Origin of the sequence: Terrabacter sp. BE26, assembly GCF_041941675.1 — a bacterium.
Taxonomy (GTDB): Bacteria; Actinomycetota; Actinomycetes; order Actinomycetales; family Dermatophilaceae; genus Terrabacter.
Genome location: NZ_CP090122.1, coordinates 4,218,451 through 4,231,901 on the forward strand (window position 1 = coordinate 4,218,451; position 13,451 = coordinate 4,231,901).

Genomic DNA, 13,451 nt, shown 5'->3' on the forward strand with positions numbered 1-13,451 from the left:
GACCCCGTCGTGGCGCCCCCGACCACCTCGACACACGGAGAAGGGGACAGAGATCCCGCGGCAGCGAAATCCCTGTCCCCGATGGACTTCGGCTAGCTCTGGAGCTGGTGCTCCTCGACTGCTGCCTCGCGGGTCGTCTCCTCGATGTAGGCCCGGGCCCGCTCGTCCGGCAGGCGCATCCGGTAGGCCATGACGTAGATCGCCAGCGAGACGAGAAAGAGCACGGGGATGGCCGTGCCGAAGCCGATGACCCCGAGGCCTCCGTCGTAGTCCCCGAGCCACGACACGAGCGTGAGCGCCCCGAGCCACGGCAGCACCCACAGGCCGGCCCGGAGGTCGAGGGACTGACCGCGCAGCACACCGGTCGCCGAGAAGACGCCGAGCAGGACGAAACCGATGAGCACGGCGACCATCAGCTTCCAGTCGGTCTGCCAGCCGGACCAGTAGACGATCAGGTTGGAGCCCCAGAACGCGAGGAACGGCACGGTGTGACCGCCGGGCAGGCGGAACGGCCGCTCCGCGTCGGGCACCTGCTTGCGCAGCGCCGCCAGGACGAGCGGTCCGGAGGCGAAGGAGAGCACGGTGGCCGAGGTGATGAAGCCGACGAGCTGCTGCCAGCTCGGGAACGGCAGGAAGGCGATGAGGCCGATGACGAACGCCAGGACCAGCCCGATCACGGGCGCGCCGCGGTCGCTCGTGCGGCCGAGGGCCTTGGGCGCGTTGCCGTTGCGAGCCATCGCGAACGAGATGCGCGAGGTGACGGTGGTGTAGATCAGGCCGGTGTCCCCGGGAGAGACGATCGCGTCGATGTAGAGCAGGACGGCCAGCCAGCCCATGCCGAGGAGGGTCGCGAGAGCCGCCAGGGGTCCGAAGTCGTTCTCGAACGACAGCTTGGCCCAGCCGCCCGAGGAGGAGAGGGTGGACGGCTCGAGCGCCCCGATGAACGCGACCTGCAGGAGGATGTAGATCACCGCGGTGATCAGCACCGAGCCGATGACGGCGAGCGGCACGTTGCGCTTGGGGTTGTCGGTCTCACCGGCGAGCTCGATGCCCTGACGGAAACCCAGGTAGGAGAAGACGATTCCGCTCGTTGCGATGGCAGTGAAGACGCCGTGCCAGCCCGAGGGCGTGAACCCGTGGCTGGTGAAGTTCTCGCCGTGGAAGGCCGCGAGGAAGAACGCGACGATGACGAGCAGGATGATGAACAGCTTCCACGACACGAGCGCGTTGTTGATGCGCGCGAACCAGCGGACGCCGTAGTAGTTGATCACGACGAAGACCGCCATGAGCACCACCGCGGCGGCGTAGCCGAGCGGGGTGAGCGTGTAGACCGGCTCGCCGCCCATCATGTGCTTGGTGGTGAAGTCGGCGTACTGCGTGCCGTACTGCAGGGCCGCCTCGACCTCGATCGGGGCCGTGGTGCCCACCGCCACGTAGGTGATCCAGCCGCTCGTGAAGCTCGCGAAGTTGCCGAACGCCATGTGCGGGAAGCGGACCACGCCGCCGGACAGCGGGAACATGGTCCCGAGCTCGGCGTAGCAGAGCGCGATGAGCATGATGAGGATCGCCCCGAACACCCACGAGATGATCGCCGCGGGTCCGGCCTCCTGGGAGGCGTTCAGGGCGCCGAACAGCCACCCCGAGCCGATGATCGAGCCGACACTGGCGAAGAGGAGTCCGACCACCCCGACATGTCTCTTGAGGACCGGCGTCTCCTGATCGGGTTTGGTCTCGACCGTTGCCATCGGCTGCCTCTCGTCGTGGTCAGCTCGTTGCCCAGGTGCAACGATGCCAGCGACCCACCTACCCGGATGTGGACGAACGGAACCAACCGGACCCCTCGGGGTCGGAGGCCACCCCTGGGTGGAGCTCGACAGGTCAACCCAGCGCCCGCCAGCCCCGGCAACCCGCCTCGACCGCTCGTGCCCGTGGAGTCACCAGGGCTTCGGGTAGGTCGGGCTCCCGTCACCGGGCACCGTGTCGCTGCCCTGCTGCTGCTCGTTGCGCTCGATCGTGTTCCGGCGCTGCTGCTCCTTGAGGTAGTTCTGGTCCTCCTGGCTGGGCGTCTTGCCCGGGTCGGGGCTGGGCTGCGCGGGCTGGTTCGGTCCCGGCTGCGGCTGCGGTGCGCCCGGTGGCTGCTGGCCCTGCCCAGGCGCGTCGGAGCGCTTCGTCTCCATGCGCTGCTGCGCCTGGTCGAGCTGCTCGCCCGTCTGCCCGCCTTGCGGAGCGTCGCACAGCGGCGGGCGCTCCTTGGTGATGGTGATGCCCTTGTCGTAGAACTGCTTCCATTCTTCGGTGCGCTCGCGCGCCTTCGCGGCGTCGCCGAGCGCTTCGTAGGTCAGGCCCAGGTTGACGCGCACCTTGCAGTCATCGATGCCACCCTTGGGCACCTGCTCGAACGCCTGCTCGAACCACGGCCGGGCGAGGTCGAAGTGGCCGGAGAGCACGTGCGCGTCACCGATGGCGAAGGGCGAGCGGAACTGCTCCACGACGTTGACCCACCCCTGCCGCTCGCCCCAGGTGAGGGCCCGCGGCTTGTCGCCGGCCTGGTAGGCAGCGAGGGTCTGCTCGTGGACGAGGTTGAGGGTGGTCAGCCGGGCGGCGACGAGCAGCAGTAGCACGACGACGGGTGCCGAGGCGAGCAGGAGCCGGCGCCGGCGGCGCCGCAGGTGTGGCGGCAGGGCGCGGCGGCGGCGCGAGCGCAGGGCCGGCCGACGGCCTACGCCCTCCTTCGCCGGATGGTCGCGCCGGGCCTGCGGCTGGTCGAGCACGGTCATGGTCGCAACTCCTTCCGTCGTCGGGTCTGGAGCAGGGCCGTGAGGGCGGCCCCCACCTCCCACGCGGCGATGCCGGCCACCCCGAGGAGCAGGGGCCAGTAGAGCTCCCGGCGGGCAAGGACCTTCTGCCTCTCGATCTGCTCGCTCGTGCCGAACTGCGCGAGGTCTACCCCCTCCACGGCGGGGCCGATGTCGTCGCCGGCGTCGCGGTGGAGGTACGGCACGCCCAGCTGCCCGGCGATCGTCCGCAGGGTGTCCTCGCTGATGACCGAGCGGGCGTCCTCACCGGTGCTCGGGTCCTTGATGTAGCTGCCGCTCGTGTCGAAGCGCGATCGGGTGGCCTTCATGCGGCCGCCACTGCTCGTGCCGTAGCCGAGGACCGCGCCGCCGTTGACCAGGCGCTTGTCGATGTCGAAGGGCGCCGGCGGGTCGGGAGCCGTCTGCTCGCCGTCGCCGAAGTAGTAGACGACCCGGCCTCGCTCGGGGGCCCGCGAGTCCGCCTGCTGGAGCAGCGTCTTCAGCCGCGAGTTCGCCGCCGTGACGGACGATCCGTGCGACACCTCGTAGGACTCGGGCAGCAGCGTCTCGACGGCGGCGTCGAGGGCCGTCGTGTCCGTGGTCAGCGGCAGACGCACCCGGGTGTCCTGGTCGAAGGTCACGACGCTGTAGCGGGCTCCGGGCAGCCTCGCCGCGATGGCCGAGATGTCGGCGGCAACCCCCTCGATGCGGGGCCGCTCGGCGCCGTAGTCCTCGGCGATGATGCTGCTCGTGGTGTCGACCACGAAGTAGACGTTGAGGTTGGCGGCCGTGGTGTCGGCCTGCTCGCCGGCCACGGCCGGGCGCAGGGCGGCGGCCCCCAGCAGGAGCACGGCCACCGTGAGGCGCCAGTGTGTCGCGCGCGACTCCCCCGGCACGGACCGCGACGAGGGGTTCCACCAGACGGCCGCGAGGGCGCCGACGGCCAGCACGAGCAGGACCGGCCAGGGCGCGACGGGCAGGAGAGTCACGACGCCCACCTTCGACTGGCCCCGATGACGCCGAGCAACCCGACGCCGGCCAGCGCGATCGGCAGGTTCGGGTTGTCGGAGTAGAGCGATCGCGAGGCCCCGTCGATGAGCGTGGCCTCCTGGGCCTGGACCGAGGCGACGATGCCCTTGATCGCCGCCTGGTCGGTCATCGCGTAGTACTGGCCCCCCGTGCCCGTCACGAGCTCGCGCATCTGCATCGCCTCCTCGTCGGGACCGTCCTCCTCAGGGTTGAGCCCGTAGACGCGCACCCCTTTGGCCTTGGCGAGCGCGGCAGCCTGCTCGACGTCGATGATGGGCCGCCCCGCGAGGTGGTTGTCGGTGGCGAAGACGACCGAGCGCGCCCGTTGGGTGTCGACCTTGTCGAAGCTGGACGCACACGTCGCCAGGCCGTCGCCGATCAGGGAGGTGCCGCGACCGTTGAAGGTGCCGGCGAAGAAGGACTCGAAGGCGGGGTTCCCGGACAGGGCGCTGCTCGCCGTGTCGAGCTCGTCGTTGATGAAGTCGTAGTCGTCGGTGAGGGGGAAGACGGTCGCCGCCGAGCTGTTGAAGATCACCAGCCCGATGCGTTCGCCCTGGAAGCTCTTGACGAGCGTCCTGAAGGTCGCCACGAGTGTCGCGTCGTAGGCGGCCATCGAGCCGGAGATGTCGAGGCAGAGCATGATGTCCCGGCTGCGCGTCTGCGGCTTGTCGATGGTCGTGTCGAGGGGCCGGGCTGCTCCCACCAGGGCCGCGCCCCCGAGCAGCACGGCGCTCAACGCCAGCACCGCCATCCGGATGCGGTGCAGCTGCAGGGCGCGGCGGTACTCGGGCAGCTCGGTCAGGGCGGTCGAGTTGGCGACGGCAGCGGCCGCGCGTGCCGACCGCCGCGACATCCACCGGTGGACGGCGTAGGCGAGCAGCAGCGCGAGGACCGTCCCCGCGACGAGGACGGCGGGCCACTTGAGGTCCGGGCCGTTCAGCTCCATCGCGCGACCACCTGCTTGGCCACGGTCCCCGCTCCGGCGATCGTGGCCGTCTCACGCGGGCCGAACTCCCCCGGGTAGAGCACGCCTACCACCTCGGACACCGGCGTCAGGCGCGGGCCCTCACCGGTCAGCTCGGTGAGGGTCATCGTGGGTGCCGCGATGCCCGACACCGCCTGCACGAAATGGCGCACGAGCCCGCTGAGCTGCTGGTGGGCCTGGCGCTGGCTGATCTCACCCGCAGCCGCGCGGGCGAGCACGGCGTCGATGCGGCGGGTGTAGTCGGCGCGCAGCTGCGCGACGCGATCGGGTGAGACGGCCTGCGGCGTCGCGGCGACCTTGCGCTCGCGCGTCGTCCACCACACGACGACGTACCACGCCGCCACGAGCGCGAGGATGCCGACGCCGATCCAGAGCCAGCGGTCGGCATACGGGTCGGGGGCGTAGAAGCCCGGCGGCGGGGCGTCAGCGGCGTGCACGTCGCTGCCGCTCGAGCAGGGCGAAGACCGTCGTCACGACCTCGTCGGTCGAGCCGAGCCGGGCGTGGTTGATCCCGCGTCGGTCGAGCAGCGCAGTGGTGCGCTGCACGCGCTCGGCCACGGACGCGGCATACGCCGCGCGTACCTTCGGGTCGAGACGCACGAGCGTCGGCAGGGTGTAGCTGTCCGCGACGTCGTATGCCGTCCGGTCGCCTCCGATGGCCGTGGGGTCGGCGTCCTCGACCGTGATCCAGAGGATCTCGTGCTGGACGTGCAGCCGGCGCAGCAGGTCGTCGAGCGCCGGGTCGAGGTCCTTGTCGTCGGCGACGACGAGGAGGACGAGCCGGCGCCGCACGTGGCGAGCGACCCAGCGCAGCTGCGTGGCCAGGTTGCTCTGGTCGCCGTCCAGGACGGTGGCGGTGTCGACGGCCCGCAGCAGCAGCTCGAGGTGCCCCTCGCTCCCCCGCAGGTCGTGCGCCACCGTGGAGCCGGCCGTGCCGCGCACCAGGCCGACGAGGTCTCCGTGGCGCTGCGCCAGATAGCCGACCAGCCCGGCTGCGGCGACGGCCACCGCCTTCTTCGGCTCGCCGCTGCGCGTGCAGGCCGCCATCCCGCGGCCCGTGTCGATGACGAGCATGACGTTCTGCTTGCGGGTGGCGACGTAGCGCTTGACGAGTGGCGCCTGGTGGCGGGCCGTGGCGCGCCAGTCGATGTCACGCACCTCGTCGCCGGGGACGTAGTCGCGCAGGTCGTCGTAGTCGAGGCTGCGGCCGTGGAAGACCGACGCGTACTCCCCCTCGAGCAGGCTGCGCGACCGACGCCGGGCGTGCACGAAGAGCTTGCTCTTCACCCTCGTCAGCAGCATCGTCGTCATGTCGAGTCCTGTCGCGTCCCCTTCACGTCCCGGGTCAGGGAGTGCGGATCCCGCCCACCATGGCGTCGATGACCGTCTCCACGGCGACGTCGTCCGCGACGGCCTCGAAACCCAGCGTCACCCGGTGCCGCAGGACGCGGTGGGTCAGGGCCTTCACGTCGTCGGGGACGACGTGGTTGCGGCCGTCCACGAGGGCGCGGGCGCGCGCGGCGCTCGCGAAGGCGATGCTCGCGCGGGGGCTCGCGCCGAAGCCGACGTAGGCCGCGAGGCGGGGCTCGATGTAGTCGCGCGGGTGACGGGTCACATAGCCGATGCCGACGATGTAGTTGATGATCGCGGGATCCACGTAGACGCGCTGGACGAGCCCCTGGAGACGCTTGACGTCCTCGACGGACACCACCGGCTCCGAGCTCCCGTCGAAGACCCCCGAGTCGATGCGGCGCAGGACCTCGGCCTCCTCCGCCGGCGACGGGTAGTCCAGCACGTCCTTGAGCATGAAGCGGTCCATCTGCGCCTCGGGCAGCGGGTAGGTGCCTTCCTGCTCGATGGGGTTCTGCGTCGCGAGGACGAGGAAGGGGTCGGGCAGTGCGTAGCTCCTGTCACCGATGGAGGTCTGGCGCTCCTGCATGGCCTCGAGCATCGCCGACTGCGTCTTGGCGCTGCTGCGGTTGATCTCGTCGAGCAGCACGAAGTTGGCGTGGACCGGCCCGAGCTGCGTCTCGAAGGTGCCGAGGTGCTGGTTGTAGACCTGGGTGCCCACGATGTCGCTCGGGAGCAGGTCGGGCGTGCACTGGATGCGGTGGAACCGGCCGCCGACAGCCTGCGCGATCGTCTGCGCCGCCGTCGTCTTGGCCAACCCCGGCACGCTCTCGAGGAGCACGTGGCCGCCGGTCAGCAGGGCGATCAGCAGCGTCTCCTGCAGCCTCGACTGGCCGACGACCTTCGCGGAGTAGGCGGAGGAGATGGCGCCCACGGTCTCATCCGCCCAGCGCAGCTCGTCGGCGGTCAGGAAGCGAGCCGGGGCCGGCGCGGCGTCCTGCCCGCTGTCCGGCCGGTCCGACGCCCCCGGCAGGTCGACGGGGAACGACTGGCCGTCGACCGCTTCCTCACCGGTGCGCTGCGGCGGCGCGGTGAGGTGGTCGTCCGCGACCGACTCCTCGGCGTTGACGTTGGCCACCATCGGCTCCCCTTCTCGACGCGTGCCGGCGAAGCGGGTCGCCCCGGCAGGCCCTCATCGTAAGCACGGCGCGCCGTGGTGTGAGGCCGGTGTGAACAGTCGCTGAGCCGCGGGGTTGCCGCGGCGCGGGCCGTCAGGCGTCGATGCGCTCGCGGTCGACCTCGGCCGCGGACTCGATGATGAAGTCCTTGCGGGGCGCCACCTCGTTGCCCATGAGCAGCTCGAAGACCCGCTCGGCTGCCTCGAGGTCACGCATGGTGACCTTGCGCAGGGTGCGGTGACGCGGGTCCATGGTGGTGTCGGCGAGCTGGTCGGCGTCCATCTCGCCGAGACCCTTGTAGCGCTGCATCGGCTGCTTGATCTTCTTGCCCGACCTCTCGAGCCGAGCGAGGGTGCGCCGCATCTCGACCTCGTTGTAGGTGTAGATCAGCTCGTTCTTCTTGGCGCCCGCGTTGATGACCTCGAGCCGGTGCAGCGGCGGCATGGCCGCGTAGACGCGGCCGGCGTCGACGAGAGGGCGCATGTAACGGAAGAAGAGGGTCAGCAGCAGGGTGCGGATGTGGGCGCCGTCGACGTCGGCGTCGGTCATGATGATGACCTTGCCGTAGCGCGCGGCATCGAGGTCGAAGCTGCGGCCCGAGCCGGCCCCGATGACCTGGATGATCGAGGCGCACTCGGCGTTCTTGAGCATGTCGGAGACCGACGCCTTCTGGACGTTGAGGATCTTCCCGCGGATCGGCAGCAGCGCCTGGAACTCGGAGTTGCGCGCCTCCTTGGCGGTGCCCATGGCCGAGTCACCCTCGACGATGAACAGCTCGGAGCGCTCGACCTCGGAGGTGCGGCAGTCGCGCAGCTTGGAGGGCAACGTCGAGCTCTCGAGCGCGTTCTTGCGGCGCTGGGTCTCCTTGTGCAGCCGCGCGCTGATGCGCGACTTCATCTCGGAGACGACCTTCTCGAGCAGGAGCGCCGCCTGCGCCTTGTCGCCACGCTTGGTGGAGGTGAGCCGCTCGGTGAGCTCCTTCTCGACCACCTTGGCCACGATGGCGCGCACCGCGTTGGTGCCGAGGACCTCCTTGGTCTGGCCCTCGAACTGCGGCTCGGCCAGGCGCACCGTGACGACCGCCGTCATGCCGGCGAGGATGTCGTCCTTCTCCGGCTTGTCGTTGCCGACCTTGAGGCGTCGGGCGTTGACCTCGAGCTGCTTGCGGAAGACCTTGAGCACGGCCTGCTCGAACCCGGTGACGTGGGTGCCGCCCTTGGGCGTGGTGATGATGTTGACGAAGGACTGCACCTTCGTGTCGTAGCCCTGGCCCCAGCGCAACGCGACCTCGACCACGCACTCGCGCTCGAGCTCGGTGGGCGTCATGTGGCCGTTGACGTCGAGCACGGGGACGGTCTCGGTGAAGGTGCCGGAGCCCTCGAGCCGCCACACGTCGGTGATCGGCGTGTCGGGAGCCAGGAACTCGACGAAGTCGGTGATGCCCCCGTCGTGCTGGAAGACCTCCTCGATGGGGCCCTCCTCACCGGGCGTGCCCTTGAGGCGCCGCTCGTCGCGGATGGCAAGGCGCAGCCCCGGCACCAGGAACGAGGTCTGCCGGGCGCGGCCGAGGATGGCGTCGTAGTCGAGCTCGGCGTCCTTGAGGAAGATCTGCCGGTCGGGCCAGAAGCGCACGCGCGACCCGGTGACGCCGCGCTTCGCCTTGCCGACGACCGGCAGGGCGCTCTTGCGCTCGTAGGGCGTGAACGGCGCCTCGGGCGAGTGCGGCCTGCCAGCCGCGTCGCCGAAGGTGCCCGGCTCGCCGCGGCGGAAGCTCATGCCGTACGTCTTGCCGGCGCGGTCGACCTCGACGTCGAGCCGGGCCGAGAGGGCGTTGACGACCGAGGCGCCGACTCCGTGGAGGCCACCCGTGGCGGCATACGAGGCGCCGCCGAACTTGCCGCCGGCGTGCAGCTTGGTGAAGACGACCTCGACGCCCGACAGACCGGTGCGCGGCTCGATGTCGACCGGGATGCCGCGGCCGTTGTCGCGGACCTCGATGGACCCGTCGGAGCTGAGGATGACCTCGATGGCGGTGCACACGCCGGCGAGGGCCTCGTCGACCGCGTTGTCGATGATCTCCCACAGGCAGTGCATGAGGCCGCGCTGGTCGGTCGACCCGATGTACATGCCGGGGCGCTTGCGCACGGCCTCGAGGCCCTCGAGGACCTGGAGGTGCCGTGCGGTGTAGTCGCCGTTGCCGGAGGGAGCAGGTCGGGAGGCGGAGGCCACGGTGTGTCGATCTCTTTCGGTCGGGAAGCGGCCAGCGGTCGGGCTGTGGAGGGCTGGCAGGGGAAGCCTAGCCAGAAGCACCGACGTCGCCGGGCAGGCTCGCTGCGGCACGACGTCCTCGAGGCCTACGCCGGCCGCCGTCCGCGGCGCGGATGCCGGTGTTGAGCGCGGCGCTGTGGGGTACGACAAATCCAGACGGACCACCGTCGCGAATCACCGACACGTAACGATGTTGGTGCGACCGGCGTCTCAGCGACCGAGCCTTCTCTACGGGAAGGATTCGACATGGTTCACTGTTGGAACGTCCGCGAAGCACGAAGGGTCCACCCGCTGGACCGCTCGAGCGTCGCAGGTACATGACAGGGTCTCCCATGAGGAGGCCCCTGAGGGAGGAAAGAGGCGAAACACGATGACGACAACACTGGCCCCCGAGCTGACTGTTGCCGACCGCTGCGACCGATGTGGAGCCCAGGCCTACATCCGCGCCCGCCTCGTTTCCGGCGGAGAGCTGCTCTTCTGCGCACACCACGGTCGGGAGCACCTCCCGGCGCTGAAGGACAAGGCTCTCGACATCCGCGACGAGACGGACCGACTCAACGACGTACCGGGATCAGCTCCCGTCGACGAACGCTGAGTCCAGCAGACGACTCCGACCCGGCCCTTTCCTGACCTCATCCCGATCCTGACGCCACCGACGGCTGACCAGTGACCACCGCGACGGACGCTCTCGTCCTGCTCGTGATGCTCGTGGGGACCGTCGGTGTCGTCGTCCCGGTCCTGCCGGGGCTGATCGTGGTGTGGGGTGCGACGCTCGCGTGGGCGATCGCACGACAGGACGGGCCGGGTTGGCTCGTCTTCGGCGTCGCCACCGTGTTGTATGCCGTGGGCCTCGTCGCGAAGTACCTGCTGCCCGGACGCCGGATGAAGAACGCCGGAGTCGATGGCATCGTGGTCGGCGTGGCGCTCGCCGTCGCGGTTGTCGGCTTCTTCGTCGTGCCGGTCGTGGGAGCTCCGCTGGGCTTCGTCCTCGCCGTCTACGTGCTCGAGCACGTCAAGCACCGGGAGCACGCGGCCGCGTGGCGGGCGACGACCCAGGCCATCCGTGCCGTCGCCCTCAACGTCGGGATCGAGCTGGCCACGGCGTTCGCCATCATCGCAACCTGGGGTATCGGCGTCCTGTCGACGCGGGCGTGACCCCGACCTACACCGAAGGACCCTGACGGCATCCGTCCGGGTCCTTCTCGGTGCGTGTTCCCCGGCCGGGACCCGGGGCGTGTCAGTTCGGGTTCACCACTGGTCGCGGCGCCGCTTCTCCCAGCGCTCCTCGAGGCGCTCCATGAAGGTGGCCGACTTGCGCGTGCCCGCCTTGGCCTTGCCGGGAGTGCCGGGACGCGGCTTGGGGTTGCCGTCGGCGCCGACCGCGGCCAGCTTCGCCTTCGACGGGGTGATGGCGTAGACGATGCCGCCGACCATGACGGCGAACCCAACGGCACCGAGCCAGATGGAGCTGCTCATCGCTGAGAACACGACGAGGGCGAGACCCGCCACGCCCGCGACGACACCGGCGACGACACGGCCTCGCCCCAGGGCGCGCGACTTCGTCTTCTCGATGCGCGATGCGAATCGAGGGTCTTCGGCGTAGAGGGCTTCCTCCATCTGCTGGAGGAGTGCTTCCTCGTGTTCCGAGAGTGCCACCCGGCACCTCCCTGGTGCGAAATCGACTGTGCCCGAATCGTAGATCCCGAGGGGCCGACGCGGACTTCTTTACCTCAGGATAGGTCCCGCCGAGCACGTTGGGAACCCGAGGGTGGATCACCCATCAGGGATGCTGGACGCACGGATCCGGCCCCGAAACGCGCACTCGCGCGGTCGACCGCCCGGTCGGCCTCGCGCCACCCGTGCTCGGGCTCGTCGAGGGTCGCCTGGATGGGCGCGACCGCTGACGGCACGAGCCCCTCGAGCCGCACGCCGACGAGCCGGATGCGGGCGCGCTGGAGCCCGAGGCGGTCGTAGAGCTCGCGGGCGGTGGCGAAGATGTCGCGCGAGACGTCGGTGTGGTGGCGCAGCGTCTTGGCCCGGGTGATCGTGGTGAAGTCGGCGAACCGGACCTTGATCGAGACCGTGCGTCCCATCATCCCGGCGGAGCGGGCGCGGGCTGCGGTGCGGTCGGCGAGCCGCAGCAGCTCGCGATGGATCCGGACGGGGTCGTCGATGTCGTAGGCGAAGGTCTCGTCTGCGCCGATGGACTTCTCCCGGCGCTCGGGCTTGACGGGGCGGGGGTCACGTCCCCACGCGAGGTCGTGCAGGCTACGGCCCGCGACGTCGCCGAGGGCACGCTGGAGCGTCTCGACCGGCGTGTGGGCGAGGTCGGCCACGGTGCGCAGGCCGAGCCGGTGCAGGTGCTCCTCGGTCTTGTCTCCCACGCCCCAGATGGCGCCGACGGGCAGCTGGTGCAGGAACGAGACGACCTCCTCGCGCGGTACGACGATGAGCCCGTCGGGCTTGGCCAGGTTGGAGGCGAGCTTGGCGACGAACTTGGTAGCGGCCACCCCCACCGAGCAGGTGATGCCCTGCTCGTCGGCAATGGTGTCGCGCAGCTGCTCGGCGATCTGGGTGGGCCGGCCGAGACGGCGTACGGCCCCCGAGACGTCGAGGAATGCCTCGTCGAGCGACAGTGGCTCGACACTGTCGGTGATCGTCGCGAAGGTCGCCATGACGGCCTCCGAGATGGCGGCGTAGCGGCGGTGGTCCGGCTCGATGATGACGGCCTGCGGGCACAGCCGCTGGGCCCGAGCCATCGGCATCGCGGAGGTGACGCCGAAGGCGCGCGCCTCGTAGGTCGCCGACAGCACGACGGACCGCCCGCTCGCCCCGCCGATGATGACGGGGCGCCCGCGCAGCTCGGGGCGCGAGATCAGGGAGGCCGACGCGTAGAAGGCGTCCATGTCGACGTGCAGGACGGTGCAGCCGGTGTCGTCGGGGGGTTCGGCGCTCCCCCGGGTCGGTGCGGTGAACTGGCGGCGGCTCATCGTCGACCCGCCCGTCGGGTCGACGGCGTCGGCGCGGTCGCCTCAGCCGCGACGCGCGACGACGTGCAGGGCACTGCCGAGGCTCCGGAGGAACTCGCGTCCGGGACCGGTGACGAGCAGCTCGTCGAGCTCGGCCAGGGCGGCCCGGTCGGCGTCGGAGTCGACGAGCGATGCCGGGACGAGGTGGCCGAGGATGTTGGTGCCGCGCACCTGCACGTCGGTGAAGCCGGCCTCGGCGAGCAGCGTCTCGAGCTGCTCGACGTCGAAGCGGCGCGGGAGCGGGTCGGTGCTCCCCCAGCGGCCGGAGGGGTCGACGAGGGCGGCGCGAGCCTGGCCGAACTCTCCGGCGATCGCCTTGGCGAAGACGACGGACAACCGTCCCGAGACGAGCAGGGAGAGCACGCCGCCCTCGCCGAGCGCCCGGGCGATGGCGTGGAGCGTGGCGGCGGGGTCGTCGACGAACTCGAGCGTGCCGTGGCAGCAGGCGAGGTCGACCTGGCGGCCGGCGAGGATGGCATCGAGCGAGTCGCCGTCGCCCTGCACGCCGGTGACGCGGTCGACGATCCCGGCCTCGCGAGCGCGGCGAGCGAGCGAGGCGAGGGCGTCGGGACTGGGGTCGACGACGGTGACGCGCTGGCCGGCCTCGGCGAGCGGGACGGCGACTCCCCCGGTGCCGCCCCCGAGGTCGAGGACCTCGAGCGGTCGACCGAGCCGTGCCCCGCACTCGTCGGCGATGCGACCCACGGCCGCGACGACGGCCGACGGGCGAAGCCCTCCACGTCGCTGGGGGCGCTGCTCGTCGGGCACGGGGTCCTCCGTCGGGGAACGTGGTACGCGTGGTGCTGCGCATGTGTCA

13 protein-coding genes are annotated in these 13,451 nt (G+C 70.7%); 2 read left to right on the forward strand and 11 right to left on the reverse strand.

Annotated features, from left to right (window positions below):
- Positions 1 to 92 precede the first annotated feature (92 nt).
- The 8 genes from LQK93_RS19335 to LQK93_RS19370 form a co-directional block, all read right to left on the reverse strand.
- The gene (locus LQK93_RS19335; protein WP_374969384.1) at positions 93 to 1,745 is read right to left on the reverse strand and encodes an APC family permease; all 1,653 of its coding nucleotides are present in this window, start codon (positions 1,743 to 1,745) and stop codon (positions 93 to 95) included.
- Positions 1,746 to 1,934: 189 nt separating this feature from the next.
- Positions 1,935 to 2,777 (reverse strand): tetratricopeptide repeat protein, encoded by an 843-nt coding sequence (locus tag LQK93_RS19340; protein WP_374969385.1) that lies wholly within the window; start codon positions 2,775 to 2,777, stop codon positions 1,935 to 1,937.
- A complete protein-coding gene (locus LQK93_RS19345) occupies positions 2,774 to 3,784 on the reverse strand; it encodes a VWA domain-containing protein (protein ID WP_374969386.1) in 1,011 nt (336 codons plus the stop codon). Before LQK93_RS19345 ends, LQK93_RS19340 begins: the two co-directional genes overlap by 4 nt.
- Complete coding sequence (locus LQK93_RS19350; protein WP_374969387.1) at positions 3,781 to 4,770, reverse strand: VWA domain-containing protein; 990 nt, start codon at positions 4,768 to 4,770, stop codon at positions 3,781 to 3,783. The genes LQK93_RS19345 and LQK93_RS19350 overlap by 4 nt, the downstream gene beginning before the upstream one ends.
- On the reverse strand, positions 4,761 to 5,246 hold the full coding sequence (locus LQK93_RS19355; RefSeq protein WP_374969388.1) for a hypothetical protein: 486 nt from the start codon (positions 5,244 to 5,246) through the stop codon (positions 4,761 to 4,763). The genes LQK93_RS19350 and LQK93_RS19355 overlap by 10 nt, the downstream gene beginning before the upstream one ends.
- Positions 5,233 to 6,120: a DUF58 domain-containing protein gene (locus LQK93_RS19360; RefSeq protein WP_374969389.1), complete on the reverse strand. Its 888-nt coding sequence runs from the start codon at positions 6,118 to 6,120 to the stop codon at positions 5,233 to 5,235. The genes LQK93_RS19355 and LQK93_RS19360 overlap by 14 nt, the downstream gene beginning before the upstream one ends.
- 34 nt (positions 6,121 to 6,154) lie before the next feature.
- On the reverse strand, positions 6,155 to 7,300 hold the full coding sequence (locus LQK93_RS19365; RefSeq protein WP_374969390.1) for an AAA family ATPase: 1,146 nt from the start codon (positions 7,298 to 7,300) through the stop codon (positions 6,155 to 6,157).
- 130 nt (positions 7,301 to 7,430) lie between these two features.
- Positions 7,431 to 9,566: a type IIA DNA topoisomerase subunit B gene (locus tag LQK93_RS19370; RefSeq protein ID WP_374969391.1), complete on the reverse strand. Its 2,136-nt coding sequence runs from the start codon at positions 9,564 to 9,566 to the stop codon at positions 7,431 to 7,433.
- Between the two features lie 409 nt (positions 9,567 to 9,975).
- Between LQK93_RS19370 and LQK93_RS19375 the strand changes: the two genes are divergently transcribed.
- Positions 9,976 to 10,200: a hypothetical protein gene (locus LQK93_RS19375; RefSeq protein WP_374969392.1), complete on the forward strand. Its 225-nt coding sequence runs from the start codon at positions 9,976 to 9,978 to the stop codon at positions 10,198 to 10,200.
- Between the two features lie 71 nt (positions 10,201 to 10,271).
- Positions 10,272 to 10,760, forward strand: a complete 489-nt coding sequence (locus LQK93_RS19380; RefSeq protein ID WP_374969393.1) for a DUF456 domain-containing protein — start codon at positions 10,272 to 10,274, stop codon at positions 10,758 to 10,760.
- 93 nt (positions 10,761 to 10,853) lie between these two features.
- Here LQK93_RS19380 and LQK93_RS19385 read toward each other — a convergent pair whose 3' ends face one another.
- The 3 genes from LQK93_RS19385 to LQK93_RS19395 all read right to left on the reverse strand — a co-directional run bounded on the left by LQK93_RS19385 (position 10,854) and on the right by LQK93_RS19395 (position 13,402).
- On the reverse strand, positions 10,854 to 11,261 hold the full coding sequence (locus LQK93_RS19385) for a DUF3040 domain-containing protein (RefSeq protein WP_374969394.1): 408 nt from the start codon (positions 11,259 to 11,261) through the stop codon (positions 10,854 to 10,856).
- Between the two features lie 74 nt (positions 11,262 to 11,335).
- Entirely contained in the window at positions 11,336 to 12,595 is a 1,260-nt protein-coding gene (dinB, locus tag LQK93_RS19390; protein WP_374969395.1) for a DNA polymerase IV, read from the reverse strand.
- A 42-nt stretch (positions 12,596 to 12,637) separates the two neighbouring features.
- The gene (locus LQK93_RS19395; RefSeq protein ID WP_374969396.1) at positions 12,638 to 13,402 is read right to left on the reverse strand and encodes a class I SAM-dependent methyltransferase; all 765 of its coding nucleotides are present in this window, start codon (positions 13,400 to 13,402) and stop codon (positions 12,638 to 12,640) included.
- Between the last annotated feature and the right edge of the window lie 49 nt (positions 13,403 to 13,451).